Annotated in this window: 15 protein-coding genes and 2 riboswitches; of the genes, 14 read left to right on the top strand and 1 reads right to left on the bottom strand. The window is 75.9% G+C overall.

What is annotated here, in order from left to right; all coding sequences use genetic code 11:
- The first annotated feature begins 52 nt into the window (after positions 1-52).
- Positions 53-1,072 (top strand): LacI family DNA-binding transcriptional regulator, encoded by a 1,020-nt coding sequence (locus ACFQ80_RS01520; protein WP_430562294.1) that lies wholly within the window; start codon positions 53-55, stop codon positions 1,070-1,072.
- 34 nt (positions 1,073-1,106) lie between these two features.
- Here ACFQ80_RS01520 and ACFQ80_RS01515 read toward each other — a convergent pair whose 3' ends face one another.
- A complete protein-coding gene (locus ACFQ80_RS01515) occupies positions 1,107-1,835 on the bottom strand; it encodes a GTP pyrophosphokinase family protein (protein WP_430551270.1) in 729 nt (242 codons plus the stop codon).
- 258 nt (positions 1,836-2,093) lie between these two features.
- Positions 2,094-2,207, top strand: a riboswitch (SAM riboswitch).
- 32 nt (positions 2,208-2,239) lie between these two features.
- Between ACFQ80_RS01515 and ACFQ80_RS01510 the strand changes: the two genes are divergently transcribed.
- The 13 genes from ACFQ80_RS01510 (at position 2,240) to ACFQ80_RS01450 (ending at position 14,118) form a co-directional block, all read left to right on the top strand.
- Positions 2,240-2,401 (top strand): hypothetical protein, encoded by a 162-nt coding sequence (locus ACFQ80_RS01510; protein ID WP_430562293.1) that lies wholly within the window; start codon positions 2,240-2,242, stop codon positions 2,399-2,401.
- A gap of 199 nt (positions 2,402-2,600) precedes the next feature.
- Positions 2,601-3,860 (top strand): LLM class flavin-dependent oxidoreductase, encoded by a 1,260-nt coding sequence (locus ACFQ80_RS01505; protein ID WP_430562292.1) that lies wholly within the window; start codon positions 2,601-2,603, stop codon positions 3,858-3,860.
- Positions 3,861-3,954: 94 nt separating this feature from the next.
- Entirely contained in the window at positions 3,955-4,899 is a 945-nt protein-coding gene (locus ACFQ80_RS01500) for a DUF1684 domain-containing protein (protein WP_430562291.1), read from the top strand.
- Positions 4,896-5,960, top strand: a complete 1,065-nt coding sequence (locus tag ACFQ80_RS01495; RefSeq protein WP_430551146.1) for an amino acid ABC transporter permease — start codon at positions 4,896-4,898, stop codon at positions 5,958-5,960. Before ACFQ80_RS01500 ends, ACFQ80_RS01495 begins: the two co-directional genes overlap by 4 nt.
- Entirely contained in the window at positions 5,957-6,817 is an 861-nt protein-coding gene (locus ACFQ80_RS01490) for an amino acid ABC transporter ATP-binding protein (RefSeq protein WP_430562290.1), read from the top strand. Before ACFQ80_RS01495 ends, ACFQ80_RS01490 begins: the two co-directional genes overlap by 4 nt.
- Before the next feature lie 77 nt (positions 6,818-6,894).
- Positions 6,895-7,929 carry an ABC transporter substrate-binding protein gene (locus ACFQ80_RS01485; RefSeq protein WP_430551148.1) on the top strand — a complete coding sequence of 345 codons (1,035 nt, stop codon included), beginning with the start codon at positions 6,895-6,897 and terminating at the stop codon, positions 7,927-7,929.
- Positions 7,930-7,992: 63 nt separating this feature from the next.
- Positions 7,993-8,985 (top strand): NADPH-dependent oxidoreductase, encoded by a 993-nt coding sequence (locus tag ACFQ80_RS01480; protein WP_430562289.1) that lies wholly within the window; start codon positions 7,993-7,995, stop codon positions 8,983-8,985.
- An 81-nt stretch (positions 8,986-9,066) separates the two neighbouring features.
- Positions 9,067-10,266 (top strand): LLM class flavin-dependent oxidoreductase, encoded by a 1,200-nt coding sequence (locus ACFQ80_RS01475; RefSeq protein ID WP_430562288.1) that lies wholly within the window; start codon positions 9,067-9,069, stop codon positions 10,264-10,266.
- 31 nt (positions 10,267-10,297) lie between these two features.
- Positions 10,298-10,720 carry a rhodanese-like domain-containing protein gene (locus tag ACFQ80_RS01470; protein ID WP_430562287.1) on the top strand — a complete coding sequence of 141 codons (423 nt, stop codon included), beginning with the start codon at positions 10,298-10,300 and terminating at the stop codon, positions 10,718-10,720.
- Between the two features lie 42 nt (positions 10,721-10,762).
- Positions 10,763-11,899, top strand: coding sequence for an LLM class flavin-dependent oxidoreductase (locus ACFQ80_RS01465; protein ID WP_430562286.1), 1,137 nt, complete (start codon positions 10,763-10,765; stop codon positions 11,897-11,899).
- Positions 11,899-13,035: an LLM class flavin-dependent oxidoreductase gene (locus ACFQ80_RS01460; protein ID WP_430551153.1), complete on the top strand. Its 1,137-nt coding sequence runs from the start codon at positions 11,899-11,901 to the stop codon at positions 13,033-13,035. The genes ACFQ80_RS01465 and ACFQ80_RS01460 overlap by 1 nt, the downstream gene beginning before the upstream one ends.
- A 108-nt stretch (positions 13,036-13,143) precedes the next feature.
- Positions 13,144-13,590, top strand: a complete 447-nt coding sequence (locus tag ACFQ80_RS01455; protein WP_430562285.1) for a thioredoxin family protein — start codon at positions 13,144-13,146, stop codon at positions 13,588-13,590.
- Positions 13,591-13,656: 66 nt separating this feature from the next.
- Positions 13,657-14,118 (top strand): DUF4395 domain-containing protein, encoded by a 462-nt coding sequence (locus tag ACFQ80_RS01450; RefSeq protein ID WP_430562284.1) that lies wholly within the window; start codon positions 13,657-13,659, stop codon positions 14,116-14,118.
- 181 nt (positions 14,119-14,299) lie between these two features.
- Positions 14,300-14,413, top strand: a riboswitch (SAM riboswitch).
- The last annotated feature ends 61 nt before the right edge of the window (positions 14,414-14,474 follow it).

Genomic DNA, 14,474 nt, shown 5'->3' with positions numbered 1-14,474 from the left:
GCGGGTAACCTCGTCTCGTCCCCACCCACCGGCCCGAGGAGCGACGACCCCGGTGAGACGTTCGTCCCCGAGCATCTCGGACGTGGCGCGCGCCGCCGGTGTGTCGATGGGCACGGTGTCGAACGTCCTCAACGGCACGGTGCGCGTCACGCCCGCGACCCGCGCCCGGGTCGAGGCGGCGATCCAGGAGCTCGGGTTCGTCCGCAACGGCGTCGCGCGCTCGCTGGCGGCCGGGCGGAGCTCGACGCTCGGCTTCGTGATCATCGACCTCGCGAACTCCTACTTCCTGGACATCGCGCGGGGCGCCGAGGAGGAGGCCGGCCGGGCGGGCCTGAGCCTGCTGCTGGCGAACTCCGACATGTCGGAGGAGAAGCAGCGCACGTACGTCGACCTGTTCGTCGAGGACCGCGTGGCGGGCATCCTCGTCGCGGCGAACCACGGCTCGACGCAGGACCTGCACCGCTCGGCCCCGGGCGTCCCGCTCGTCGTCGTCGACGCGCCGGGCGACCACTCGGACGTCTGCTCGGTGGTGCCGGACAACGAGCTGGGCGGGTACCTGGCCGCGACGCACCTCGTCGAGCAGGGGCGCCGGCGGCTGCTGTTCGCCGGCACGACCGAGCTCGTGCCGGTCCGGGACCGTCTGCTGGGGGTCGAGCGCGCCGTCGCCGAGCACCCGGGCGTGGTGCTCGAGGTGGAGCAGACGGGGAACGTCCAGGTCGAGGACGGCCGGCGGGTGGGCGACGACCTCGTGCTGCGCGACCCGCGCGAGCGCCCCGACGCCGTCGTCGCCGCGGCGGACCTGCTCGCCGTGGGCGTGCTGCAGTCGCTGCTGCTGTCGTCCTCGCTGCGGGTGCCTGACGACGTCGCGATCATCGGCTACGACGACAACCGCGCCGCGTGGGACTCCGCCGTCCCGCTGTCGACCGTCCGGCAGCCGGGGGAGGCCGTCGGCCGGGAGGCGGTGAAGCTCCTGCTGGAGGAGCTGGTGACGGGCGCCGAGGCCCACCGGCACCGGCTCGTGACGTGCGAGCCGCAGCTCGTGGTGCGCGCGAGCACGGCCGGGCCAGGCTGACCGCCGCGGGGCAGTCGTCGGGCCAGTCGTCGGGTCAGTCGTCGCGGGTGGTGCGCAGGGTCAGCCGCTCCGCCCGAGCCGCGCCCCAGAAGTTGTGGAAGATCTCCTCGGGGCTGAGCAGGGAGTCGCGGCGCTCGACCGGCTCGTCGGCGCCGGCGATCGCCTTGACCTCCTCGTGGATACGTTCCATCGAGCTGTCGAGCGACGCGGCGACGTCCGCGGCGAGCTTGAGGGAGTCGGTGAGGTGGCGCGGCACGTCCCGCTCGTACTTGTAGTAGATCTTGTGCTCCAGGCTGGCCCAGAAGTCCATGGCGATGGTGCGCAGCTGGATCTCGACGATCACGTGCTCCACGCGGTCGGAGAGGTAGACCGGCACCTGCACGATGAGGTGCAGCGACTTGTACCCGTTCGCCTTGGGGTGCGCGATGTAGTCCCGCTCCTCCAGGACGGTGAGGTCGGCCTGGTTCGTGAGCATGTCCCGCACCTTGTAGAGGTCCGAGACGAAGCTGCACGTGACGCGCACGCCGGCGACGTCGAACATCTGCTCGCGCACGCCCTCGGGAGTCAGCGGGATGCCCTTGCGGCGGCACTTGGCGACGATCGACTCGAGCGACTTGAGGCGCGAGCCCACGTGCTCGACGGGGTTGTAGTTCTGCATGTGCCGGAACTCGTCGCGCAGGATCGAGATCTTGGTCATGACCTCGTCGATCCCGAACTTGTACGTCAGCACCAGGCGTCGGAGGTCGTCCACGAGCGCCCTGATCTCGGCGGCGTCGGGGGAGCGGTGCTCCGCGTCGTGTGCGGCGTGCTGCCCTGGGTCGTGCCTCGCGTCCTGGCTCACGCGTCCCACGGTAGACGGGATTCCTGCGTGACCGAGTATCCGATAAATCCGGTCGGATCTGTTCAGTATCCGAGACGTGCGGGGGGAACCGTTGACACCCCCCTGTCGGGCACCTACGTTCCTGCGCACCGGGTCGGACGACCGCGGCGCCGTGAGGCGGCGCGTCCGGCCGTCCCGGGTGGTCACGAGCTCCGACGCGAAGCCCCGGCTGGTCGGACGGCAACCCCCAGCGCGGGTGGGTGCCCCGGGTGAGGACCAGGCCGGCCGTCGCCGACGGCACGGCAACACGCGAACCCCGCCCCGGCGGGGAGCAGGAGAGGACGAGCATGCACCGCGACGCGATCAGCACGCGCCCCCTGTCGTCCCGGACCCGGCACGTGCCGTCCGCCTCGCCGATGTCCATGCCGACGGCCATGTCGATGTCCATGTCGACGTCCGTGTCGATGTCCGTGCCGATGTCCACCCCGGCGTGGTGTCGACGCCGCTGATCGCGGCCTGAGCGTCCGCCGCCCCGCGGCGGACGCCCCTCCTCGACGGCCCGGCTCCTGCCGGGCCCGGCCGCAGACGGCCCCCGCCCGCCGCTCCCGGCGGGCCTTCCTCCCCTGCCCTCCCGGCGGCGGTGCGCACCCGTGGGTCCACGACCCGCGCCCGAGCGCGCCCGCCCGCCGCGCCCCGATCGGAGCCGACGTGCCGTACTCCCCGACCACCACGCCCGCGCTGCCCACCACGCCCGGCACCGCCCCGTCCCCCCTCGTCGTCGGTGTGGACCTCACGGCGGCCGGCGCCCGCCCCGGCGTCCACCGGGCGCGCGGCATCGTGCAGCCCCGGTCGTTCGACGGCGAGCGCTTCGTCCAGCTCGTGCGCACCGCCGACGACGGTGGCCTCGACCTCGTCACCCTCGACGAGGGCTTCCTGCTGCACCCGGGGCGGCGGCAGGTGACCGGGCGGCTCGACGCCGCCGTCGCCGCCGCGCGGGTGGCGCCGCACACGAGGCGCGCCGGGCTGGTCGCCGCCGTCGACACCGCGCACGTGGACCCGGCGCACGTCGCCCAGGCCGTCGCCCGCGTCGACCAGGCGAGCTCCGGCCGGGCCGGGTGGCAGGTCGGCCTCCCCGCCGGCGCCGTCGTGCAGGACGACGCCTGGGCGGCGCAGGCCCGCGGCGTCGCCGCGCAGGTCGTGCGGCACTGGGACGGGCTCGCGACCGGGGCCGCGGGTGACGCCGCCGGCGCCGTCGCCGTGGACGACGAAGGACGGTTCCGCGTGGACCACGACGGCATCCGGTTCGCGGTGCGCCGGCACCGTCCGGCCGAGGGCCAGGCCGCCGATGCCCACCGTGGGGGCGGGACGCGGCAGGGCCGGCCGCCCGTCGTCGTCTCCGTCCGGAGCGAGGCCGCGATCGACCTCGCCGCCCGGACGGCGGACGTCGCCCGCGTGGCCGCCACCGCGCCGGCGCGCGCCATCCACCTGCGCACCCGGCTGCGCGACGCGGCCGAGGCCGCCGGTCGCGACCCCGACACGCTGCGCGTGCTCACCGAGGCCTACGTCGTGCTGGCCGAGGACCGGGCCAGCGCGCAGGCGCGGCTCGAGCTGGTCGAGGCCCTGGAGGGCCCGGAGATCTCCGGCGGGCTGCTGGTGGTGGCGGGGACCCCCGACGACCTCGCCGAGACCATCGTCGACTGGCGGGACGCCGGCGCGTCCGACGGGTTCCTGCTGCGGCCCTCGTCCCTCGGCCCCGACCTGGACGCCCTCGTCGACGGCGTGCTCCCGCGGCTCGTGCGCGACGGCGTGCGGGCGGTGGCGTCCCCGGCGCCGCGCACGCTCCGCGCGACGCTCGGGCTGCCCGACGTCGACCCGGCCGCCACGGCCGTCGCCGCCCCCGCTCCCGCGCACTCCCGGCCGCGGGCCCGCGCGGGCCGCACCGCCGACCCCCGGCTGGTGCGCGCGTGACCGCCCGACCCGACGCGCGCCGCGTCGCCCCCGCCGCCCGCGTCGTCGGAGCCCACCGCGACGCTGCTCGTCCTCTCGTGACCGGAGGTCCCCGATGACCGTCACCGACGCACCGCGCGTCCGCCTCTCCGACCCTGCCGCCGACCCTGCCGCCGACCCCGCCGCCGACCCCGCCGCGGAGCGGCGCGCGCGCCGGCGGGCCGACCGCGAGCGAGACCTCGCCGCGCCCCACGGCTGGCTGAGCCTGGCCGCCTACCACTGGCTGCCGTCGCGACCGGAGCCGCTGCCCGGCGTGCCCGGGCTGTGGCTGGCGGACGACGCCGGCGCGCACCTGCGTCCGGGGGAGGCGGACGGCCCCCGGGTGCAGGGCCCCGAGGTCGCGGACGGCGCGTACGACGGCGACGTCCCCGAGGGCGGCAGCGTCGTCCTGGGCACGTTCCTGCCCGCCGGGCGCGAGCCCGTCGACGGTGCAGGCGGTGCCGACGGCGCCCGGCAGGACGCCGACGGGGTCGCGGCGGGCGAGACGGCCGCGGTGGCGATCGAGCTGGTGCGGCGCACCGGCCGCCTCGCGATCCGGCTGCGCGACCCGCACGCCCGCACCCGCCTCGACTTCGCCGGGGTGCCGGCCTTCGACCACGACCCGTCGTGGCAGGTGGAGGCGCCCGTCCGGCTCTACGAGACTCCGCGCGACCTGGTGGTCGGTGCCGCCCGCCCCGGCCTGGTGCACCGGCTGCAGGCGGTCGGCGAGCTGGACCTGACCCGTGGCGACCGGACCGTCACCCTCGTGCTCACCGGAGGGCCGGGCGGCGCGCCGACGCTGCTGTTCAGCGACGAGGCCCCCGGCGTCGCGCCCTGGCGGGTGGCGCGCCCCGAGCTCTCCGGGTCCCTGACCCCGGGCGGCGCGGGCGTGGCACGGCTCGACCTGAACGACGCCGTCAACCTCCCGTACGCCTTCAGCGACCACGGCACGTGCCCTGCCCCGCCGCCGGGGAACCACGTCCCGTTCGCCGTCACCGCGGGGGAGAGGGCGCCGCGATGACCGCCGTCAGGACCGCGGGCGCACCCGCCCCGGCGCTCCCGTCGCCCGCGCCGGACGCCGGGGACTCCCCGTACTCGCACCTGCGCATCGTCCCCGCCCGCCACCCCGGCCGGTGGGTCGCGACCGCCGGCGTGGCCGTGCTGCTCGCGATGGTCGTCAGCTCGCTGCTCACCAACGACCGGTGGGAGTGGGACGTCGTGGCGCAGTACCTCACCTGGCCCTCGATCCTGTCCGGCGCCTGGGCGACCATCCGGCTCACGGCCGCGGCGTCGGTGGTCGGGTTCGCGCTGGGCACGGTGCTGGCGCTCATGCGCCTGTCGCGCTCGCCCCTGCTCGTCGGGGTGTCGTGGGCGTACACGTGGGTGTTCCGGTCCGTGCCGCTGCTGCTGCAGCTGCTGCTCTGGTACAACCTCGCCTACCTGTACCCGCACCTGAGCCTCGGCGTCCCCTTCGGGCCGGAGTTCCTCTGGTTCGACACCCTCGGCGTCATCGACAAGTTCGGCGCCGCCATCCTGGGCCTGGGGCTCTCGCAGGCCGCGTACTCCGCCGAGATCGTGCGCGCCGGCATCCTCAGCGTCGACCAGGGGCAGCAGGAGGCCGCCGCCTCGCTCGGCATCCCGCGCCGCCGCCAGGTGACCCGCATCGTGCTGCCGCAGGCGATGCGCTCGATCGTCCCGACGGCGGTGAACGAGGTGATCGGGCTGCTCAAGGGCACCTCGATCGTCTACGTCCTGGCGTACGGCGAGCTGTTCTACATCGCGTCCGTCATCTACGGCCGCAACGGCAAGGTCGTGCCGCTCCTCATCGTCGCGGCGATCTGGTACCTGGTCCTCACCACGCTGATCACGATCGTCCAGTACTACGTGGAGCGGCACTACGCGAAGGGCGCCGTGCGCACCCTGCCGCCCACCCCGCTGCAGCGGCTGCGCTGGTCGTCCGCCGTGACCGCGGCCCGTCTGACCGGTCGTCCGGTGCCCCCGCACGTGCCGCCGGCGTTCGCGGCCCGCGCGCGGGTCGGCGTCCTCACCCGCACCGCCCGCACCTCGGGAGGCCCCGCATGACCGCCACCACGACCCGCACCACGACCCGCACGACGACCCGCACGACGGGGCCCACGACGGCGCCGGACAATGCTGCGGGACGCGTCGAGGTGCACGGCCTCCACAAGAGCTTCGGCACCCTCGAGGTGCTCCGGGACGTGGACCTCACCTTCGAGCCGGGCACCGTGACCGTCGTCCTCGGGCCGTCGGGCTCGGGCAAGTCCACGCTGCTGCGCGCGATCAACCACCTCGAGAAGGTCGACGCCGGCTTCGTCACGGTGGACGGCGACCTCGTCGGCTACCGCCGTCGGCACGCGCGACGCGGTGGCCGCCGGGGCGAGGTGCTGCAGGAGCTCAAGGAGCGGGAGATCCTCGGGCAGCGCACCCGGATCGGGTTCGTCTTCCAGAGCTTCAACCTGTTCCCGCACCTCACCGTGCTGGAGAACGTCGTCGAGGCGCCGCTGTCGGCGCAGCGCCGCCCCCGTGCCGAGGTGGAGGCCGAGGCGCGCGAGCTCCTCGCCCGCGTCGGGCTCGCCGACAAGGCGGACGCGCGGCCCCGCCAGCTGTCCGGCGGACAGCAGCAGCGCGTCGCGATCGCCCGCGCCCTCGCGCTGCGGCCCCGCGTGCTCCTCTTCGACGAACCCACGTCCGCCCTCGACCCCGAGCTGGTCGGCGAGGTGCTCGAGGTCATCAAGGACGTGGCGAGCACCGGCACCACCCTCGTCGTCGTCACCCACGAGATCGGCTTCGCCCGCGAGGTCGCCGACAACGTCGTCTTCATGGACGGCGGCGTCGTCGTCGAGCAGGGGCCGCCCGACCAGCTGCTCTCCCGCCCGCGTCACGACCGCACGCGCGCGTTCCTCGACAAGGTCCTCTGACCTCCCCGGCGTCCCCGCGCCCTTCCGGCACCACCTCACCCGCGGCCCCGGCCGCCCACCCGTCCCAGGAGACACCCATGACCGCACCGACCCGTCGAGCCCGCGCGCTCGCCCTGCTCGCCACCGTCCCCCTGCTGGCCCTCACGGCGTGCGCCGGCGTGAGCACCTCCGCGCCCGAGGCCGCCGGCACCGACGACGGCGTCGAGGCGCCCGCCGGCACCAGCTCCGAGGGCGCGGCCGCCGCCGGGCTCGAGGTCAGCACCAGCCCCGACCAGGACCGCATCAGGTCCACCGAGTCGGCCGAGGCCGTCGGCCTGCTGCCCGACGCGTTCGCGGACAAGGACGACTTCGTCGTCGCCGTCAGCGCCGGCGCGGCACCGCCGCTCGGCTTCTTCGCCGACGACGACAAGACCCCGATCGGCAACGAGACCGACATCGCGCAGCTCGTCGCCGACGGCCTCGGCAAGGACCTCCGCCTCGAGGTCAAGGCCTGGGCCGACTGGCCCCTGGCGCTGCAGTCGGGCGACGTCGACGCCGTCATCTCCAACGTCACCGTGACCGAGGAGCGCAAGGAGACGATCGACTTCTCCTCCTACCGCAACGACGAGCTGGGCTGGCTGACCAAGGCCGGCTCCGACGTCTCCGAGATCACCGAGCGGAAGGACGTCGCGGGCCTGCGGGTGGGCGTCGGCTCGGGCACCAACCAGGAGAAGATCCTGCTCGAGTGGAACGACCAGAACGTGGCCGAGGGTCTCGAGCCCATCGCCGGCGGGCAGCCGGAGTACTACGAGCAGCTCTCCGACGTCCTGCTCGCCCTGAAGTCCGGTCGCCTCGACGTCTACGTCGGCCCCAACGCGTCCCTCGCGTACCAGGCCAAGATCTCGCCCGACGAGCTCGCCGTCGTCGGCACGCTCAACGGCGGCTGGCCCGACACCGCGCAGATCGCCGTCGCCACCAAGAAGGGCAACGACCTCGCGCCCGCCGTCACCGCGGCCCTGCAGCAGGCCTTCGACGACGGCACCTACTCCCAGGTGCTCGAGCGCTGGGGCCTGGAGACCGAGGCCGTCGAGAAGCCCGAGACCAACCCGCCGGGCCTGCCCAAGACGGAGTGACGGCACCGGCCGTCCGCACCGCCCGACCCGTCCCCTGACCCGTCCCCGAATCGAGGAGTGCCCGTGACCGAGAACACCACGCCGTCCGCCGTCGCGGTCCCGCGACCCCCCGGCAGGCCCCGCCCCGCCCGTCCCACGACGCCGCGGGTGGCCGCGGACCTGCGGGAGCTGCGGGCCCGCGCGCGGGTCGCCGCCCGCTACGGTGTGCGACCCGAGGACGCGGACGACGCCGCGCCCGGCGTCGCCTCGGCCCTCACGAGGGCGCTCGCCACGTCGCACGGCGCGGCGCACCCCGGTGCGCCGGCCGGCGGCCCGGCGGCCCTCGACGTCCAGCTGGGTCATCGCTCCGTCCGGGCGTTCCTGCCGGGGCCGCTGGAGCCGTGGGTGCTGCCCACCGTCGTCGCGGCGGCGCAGTCCGCGCCGTCGTCGTCGAACCTGCAGCTGTGGAGCGTCGTCGCGGTCACCGACCGCGACCGCCTCGCGAGGGTGGCCGCGCTCGCCGGGCACCAGGAGCACGTGCGCGACGCGCCGCTGCTGCTCGTGTGGGTGGCCGACGTGGCCCGCGCCCGGGAGCTGGGCGCGCAGGACGGCGTCGAGCTCGAGGCCGCGGGCTACCTCGAGACGACGGTCGTCGCCTTCCTCGACGCCGCGCTCGCCGCGCAGAACGCGGTGGTGGCCGCCGAGTCGCTCGGCCTCGGCACCGTGTACGTCGGCGCGGTCCGGAACCACCCCGAGGACCTCGCCGCCGAGCTCGGCCTGCCGCCCGGGGCGGTCGCCGTCGTCGGGCTGGCCGTCGGGCACCCCGACCCCGACCATGCCCCGCGCGTCAAGCCGCGCCTGCCCCAGGACGCCGTCCTGCACCGCGAGACCTACGACGAAGGGCGAGTCGCGCACGTCGCCGACTACGCGCCGCGCATCGACGCGTTCTACCGCGACGAGCGGCTCGACGGGTCGTGGTCGCAGCGGGTCGTCGACCGGCTGCGCGGCGGCGGCTCGCTCAAGGGCCGCGAGCGCCTGCGCGAGGCCCTCACGGCCCTCGGCCTGCCGTCGCGCTGACCGTCCGCGCGCACCACGCACGACCCGCACGACACCGCTCGACCCGCACGACGCCGCACCACCCGCGACCTGGAGACCACCATGACCGACCCCGCCGCGACCCCGACCAGCAGGGTGCCCCTGTCCGTCCTCGACCTCGCGCTCGTGCCCGAGGGCCGCACCGGGGCGCAGGCGGTGCGCGACGCCGTCGACCTCGCCGTCGACCTCGACCGGCTCGGCTACCGCCGGGTCTGGTACGCCGAGCACCACCTGTCGCCCGGGGTCGGCTCCGCCTCGCCCGCGGTGCTCGCGGCCGCCGTCGCCGCCCGCACCGAGCGCATCCGCGTGGGCTCGGGCGCGGTGCTGCTGAGCACCACGAGCCCCCTCGTCGCCGCCGAGCAGTTCGGCACCGTCGCCGCCCTGCACCCGGGGCGGGTGGACCTCGGCCTGGGCCGGGCGTTCACGCCGCCGCAGGGCGGCCGCGCCACGCGTCCGGCCCCGGCAGCGGCCGCGGCAGGCGGGCCGCGGGTCGTCGACGGGCTGTACGTGCCCCCGGCCCCGCCGACCGCGGGGGACTCCGTGCTGCGCGAGCGGGCGCTCGCCCAGGCCGCGGTGTTGGGGGCCTCGCGCACGCCGGCGAGCTTCCGGGCCGAGGTCGAGCTCGTGCTCGGGCTGCGGGCGGGTACCTACACCGACGACGGCGGGCGCCGGTACGTGTCACCGCCGGTGCAGGACGCCGCCTTCGACCTGTGGGTGCTCGCGTCCTCCGGCGGCGAGAGCGCCCGGGTGGCGGGGGAGCTCGGCCTGCCCCTGGCGGCGAACTACCACGTGAGCCCGTCGAACACCCTCGAGACCGTCGCCGCGTACCGGGCGGCCTTCCGGCCGGGGGTCCTCGCCGAGCCGTACGTCGTCGTCTCCGCGGACGTGCTCGTCGCCGACACCACCGAACGCGCCCGCGAGCTCGCGGCGCCGTTCGCCGACTGGGTGCTCTCCATCCGCCGCGGGACGGACGGCGCGATCGCCTACCCCCGCCCCGCCGACGCCACGCCCTGGGCGGAGCGACCCGAGGCGGAGCGCGCGGTGGTCGCCGACCGGGTGGACACGCGCGTCGTCGGCGACCCGGCGACCGCCGTGGACCGCCTGGAGACGCTGGCCCGCGTCACCGGGGCCGACGAGCTGCTCGTCACCACCGCCACGCACGACCCCGCCGACCGGCAGCGGTCGTTCGCGCTGCTGGCCCAGGCGTGGGGCGCCACCGAGGGCGAGGCGCCCCGCGTGCCCGCCCTGGCCACCTCGCACTGACCTCGTACCGACCACCCTCGAGGAGGACCTCATGACCACGTCCGAGACCACCACGCCCGACCCGACGACCGGCACGACACCCGCGAAGGACGCGGCGACGGCCCCGCCTCCGCAGGACGCCCGCGCGGCCGGCGCCCGCGTCGAGCACGGTGCCCTGCTGGTCGACGTGCGGTCGGCGCGCGGCCGCGCCGCCGCCGGCGACATCCCCGGGGCCACGCTCGTCGACCGCGACGACCTGGACGCCCTCTTCGGCCCGGCCGGCGCGCCCGCGGTCTCGCTCGACACCCCGGTCGTCGTCGTGTGCGGGTCGGTGAACGGCTCCGGGCCGGTCGCCGCCGCTCTGGCGGCCCGCGGCTACACCGACGTCACGCACGTCGACGGCGGGTTCCCCGCCTGGCGCGACGCCGGACTGCCGGCGACCGCCCCGGCGGACGACCCCGCCGCCGGCGCCTGACCGCCCCGCTCGCGCCCGCCGTACCCTGCGAAGGAGACCCCCATGCCCGTCGAGTTCCTCGGCATCGCCACCACGAACGACGCCTCCGAGACGTCGGCCCGCACCACCGCCGCGTTCGACCCCGCCTACCTCGAGCGCATCGTGCGCGCCCACGAGGACAACGGCTGGACCCGCGTGCTGTTCGCCTACGGGTCCTCCGGCCCCGAGCCGGCGGCCCTCGCCGCGCACACCGCCGCGAGGCTGCAGAGCATCGAGCTGCTGCTGGCGCACCGCCCGAACGTCTCGTACCCCACGTACGCCGCGAAGACGTTCGCCACCCTCGACCAGCTCTCCGGCGGACGCCTGTCGGTGCACTTCATCACCGGCGGCAACGACCACGAGCAGGGGCGCGAGGGCGACCGGCTCACCAAGGACGAGCGGTACGCGCGCACCCACGAGTACATCCGGATCGTCAAGCAGGCGTGGACCAGCCCGGAGGCGTTCGACCACCACGGGCAGTTCTACGACTTCGAGGACTTCGTGCTCGACGCGAAGCCGTTCGAGGGCCACGTGCCCACGGTCTCCTTCGGCGGCTCCTCGGACGCCGCGTTCCGGGTCGGCGCGGCCGAGGCCGACATCTACGCCGTCTGGGGCGAGCCGTTGGCGCGCACGAAGGAGCAGATCGACCGCGTGCACGCCGAGGCCGCTGCCGCCGGCCGGGAGACGCCGCCGCGCATCCACGCCGCGTTCCGCCCGATCGTCGCCCCCACCGAGGAGCTCGCGTGGGAGAAGGCGCACCGCGTGCTGGACCGCATCGAGGCACGCAAGGCGGAGCTCGGCGGGCAGCTCTCCCGGCGGCACCCGATCGACCGGCCGGAGAACGCGGGGTCGCAGCGGCTGCTCGAGATCGCCGCCGAGGGCGAGCGGTACGACACCGCGCTGTGGACCGCGACGGCCAAGGCCACCGGCGGGGCCGGCAACTCCAACGCGCTGGTCGGCACGCCCGAGCAGGTCGCCGAGGCGCTGCTCGCGTACTACGACCTGGGCGTGCGGGTCATCTCCGCCCGCGGCTACGACCTGCTCGACGACGCGATCGACTTCGGCCGGTACGTCATCCCGCTGGTGCGCGAGGGCGTCGCCGCGCGCGACCGTGCCGCGGCCGAGACGGCGACGGCCGGCGCCGAGGAGCGCGTCGCCTGATGCGCTTCCAGCTGCTCGACATCGTCTTCAACCCGCCGCATCCCGTCACGGGGGAGACGGTGCCGCCCGCGGACCGGCTGGCGCGCGTCGTCGAGCACGCCGTGCTGGCCGAGGAGCTCGGCTTCGACTCGTTCGCCGTGGGGGAGCGGCACGCCGGCGACGTGCTGTCGTCCGCGCCCACGGTGATCCTCGGCGCCGTCGCCGCCCGGACCGAGCGCATCCTGCTGTCCACCGGCGTCACCGTGCTCTCGCTGCTCGACCCGATCCGGGTGGCCGAGGACCTCGCGACCGTCGACCAGCTCTCCCGCGGGCGGCTGGAGATCGTCATCGGGAAGGGGAACGAGGAGCTGCAGTACCCGCTGCTCGGCCTCGACATCGCCCGGCAGTACGAGTACCTCGAGGAGAACTACGAGCTGCTGCGCCTGCTGCTGTCGGAGGAGGACGTGACGTGGTCCGGCCGCCACCGGCACGCCCTCGAGCACGCCACCACGCTGCCGCGGCCCTACGCGGGGGCGTTCCGCATCTGGCACGGCTCCGCGACGAGCGAGTTCGCCGTCGACCTGGCCGCCCGCTGGGGCGACCCGATCGTCAGCGCCAACGCGCTGCAGCCGCGGGAGAGCTACGGGGTGCTCATCGACCGGTACCGCGAGCGGTACGCGGCGGCCGGGCACGACCCGGCCCAGGGGTTCGTCGGGGCAGGGTCGGGCGGGCTGTTCCTCGCCGACACCACCGAGCAGGCGATCGAGGAGTACCGCCCGCTGTACGAGGGGCAGGTCGCGCGGCTGCGGGCCCGGGGCTACGACCCCGCGACGCACGTGGGCAAGGCCCTCGCCTTCGAGACGATCGAGGACGCGGTGGAGCGCGGGCCCGCGCTGGTCGGCTCGCCGGAGCGGGTGGCGGAGAAGATCCTCGACTACCACGGGACCTTCGGGCACGTGCTGCAGTCGGTGTCGGTGAACCACCTGCTCGAGCCGTCCCACCAGGAGGACGTGCTGCGCCGGTTCGCCGCCGAGGTGGCGCCGCTGGTGCGCGCCGAGGTGTCGACGACGCTCTGGGGTCCCCACGACGCGCGCCGGGCCGCCGGGTTCACCGCGGCGGGGCACCCCGGCGACCGCGTGGCGGCGGTGCCTGCCTAGCTCCGCGATCCGGTCGACGAGGTGTCCGCCATGCGGGTACCCCGTCGACCGGATGGTGGGCGACGAGGAGAATGGCCGCGGACGTCGACCGTGGCGAGGGAGGGAACCATGACCGTGCAGCCGACCCAGCTCGTGGTGCTGGGGGTGCTCGTCCTCGGGACCGTCGTCCTGGGTGCGCTCTGGAAGGCGCGCCAGGGCCGCGTCCGCACGACCCCCGCCCGACGGGACCCCGGCGTGGACTGGGCGGCCCGCGGCGTCCGGCTGGGGGAGCGGGCCACGTTCGTCCAGCTGTCCGCCGAGGTGTGCGCCCCGTGCCGCGCCACCGCCCGCGTGCTGCGCGGCCTCGCCGAGCGCGAGGCCGGCGTCGAGCACCACGAGCTCGACGTCGACGACCACCTCGACCTCGTGCGGGAGCTCGGCGTCCTCAGCACCCCGACGGTGCTGGTGCTCGACGCCACCGGGGCGCAGGCCGCCCGCAGCAGCGGCGGCATGTCGCCCGCCCAGGCGCGCCAGGCGCTGGCCGCCGCCCTCCCGGCACCCGCCGGCGTCGCCTGACCCGAACCGCCCGACCCGCCTGACCCGAACCGAACCGCCTGACCCGACCCGCCGCAGGAGGCGACGATGACCCGCGAGACCACCACCACGCAGGCGCCGGCCGGCATCGACCCGCGGGGGCCGCGCGTGGGCGCCGGGATCACGGCGCTGCTGCTCGCCGTGGTCGTGCTCCTCGGGGCGAGCACCGCCGGCCTCGTGCTGCTCGCCGTCGTGGCGGCCGGGTTCCTCCTGGGCGCCGTGCGCGGCGCGCAGGGCACGGTGCAGGGCTGGCTCTTCAAGACGCTCGTCCGCCCCCGGCTCGCGCCGCCCGCCGAGCTCGAGGACCCGCGGCCGCCGCGGTTCGCCCAGCTCGTCGGCCTGGTCGTCACCGGCGTCGGCGTGGTCCTCGGGCTGGCGGGCGTGCTCGCCGCCGTGCCCTGGGCCGCCGGCCTCGCCTTCGTGGCCGCCGGGCTGAACGCCGTCGTCGGGCTGTGCCTCGGGTGCGAGCTGTACCTGCTGGGCAAGAGGCTGAGCCCCGCGGCGCGCTGAGCGCGGCGGAGACCGCCACCGGCTCCCTCGCCGCCACCGTGTCACCGGCCCCGCCCGTCACCCCGACGGGCGGGGCCGTCGTGCGTCCGGACGCGGCCCGAGGCGCCCGCACCGGTCCGTGATGTGAGACGACCCGCCCGACCCTTGACTCCCGCGGCCGGGAGGGCTTCCCTGCCGCCCAGGTGACGAGCGCCAGCACCCAGGCCCGGCTCGCTGGCCAGCAACCCTTCGACGTGACGGGGTGCTCCGGGAACGACCTGACCCTGCCGCGCCCGCGGCGGGGTAAGCACGGCTCCGGTCGTCCACCGGGTCCCGGCAGCGTGCCGGGGCCGGGACGACCCGCCACGACCACGAGG

The sequence above is a fragment of the Isoptericola sp. NPDC056578 genome, from assembly GCF_042793275.1.
Lineage (GTDB): Bacteria > Actinomycetota > Actinomycetes > Actinomycetales > Cellulomonadaceae > Isoptericola.
This window is presented reverse-complemented; position numbering and strand designations above follow the sequence as displayed.

Coding starts and splice junctions, on each gene's coding strand:
- ACFQ80_RS01510 (WP_430562293.1), top strand. CDS start 2,240: ATGCACCGCGACGCGATCAGCACGCGCCCCCTGTCGTCCCGGACCCGG.
- ACFQ80_RS01500 (WP_430562291.1), top strand. CDS start 3,955: ATGACCGTCACCGACGCACCGCGCGTCCGCCTCTCCGACCCTGCCGCC.
- ACFQ80_RS01495 (WP_430551146.1), top strand. CDS start 4,896: ATGACCGCCGTCAGGACCGCGGGCGCACCCGCCCCGGCGCTCCCGTCG.
- ACFQ80_RS01490 (WP_430562290.1), top strand. CDS start 5,957: ATGACCGCCACCACGACCCGCACCACGACCCGCACGACGACCCGCACG.
- ACFQ80_RS01485 (WP_430551148.1), top strand. CDS start 6,895: ATGACCGCACCGACCCGTCGAGCCCGCGCGCTCGCCCTGCTCGCCACC.
- ACFQ80_RS01475 (WP_430562288.1), top strand. CDS start 9,067: ATGACCGACCCCGCCGCGACCCCGACCAGCAGGGTGCCCCTGTCCGTC.
- ACFQ80_RS01470 (WP_430562287.1), top strand. CDS start 10,298: ATGACCACGTCCGAGACCACCACGCCCGACCCGACGACCGGCACGACA.
- ACFQ80_RS01465 (WP_430562286.1), top strand. CDS start 10,763: ATGCCCGTCGAGTTCCTCGGCATCGCCACCACGAACGACGCCTCCGAG.
- ACFQ80_RS01460 (WP_430551153.1), top strand. CDS start 11,899: ATGCGCTTCCAGCTGCTCGACATCGTCTTCAACCCGCCGCATCCCGTC.
- ACFQ80_RS01455 (WP_430562285.1), top strand. CDS start 13,144: ATGACCGTGCAGCCGACCCAGCTCGTGGTGCTGGGGGTGCTCGTCCTC.
- ACFQ80_RS01450 (WP_430562284.1), top strand. CDS start 13,657: ATGACCCGCGAGACCACCACCACGCAGGCGCCGGCCGGCATCGACCCG.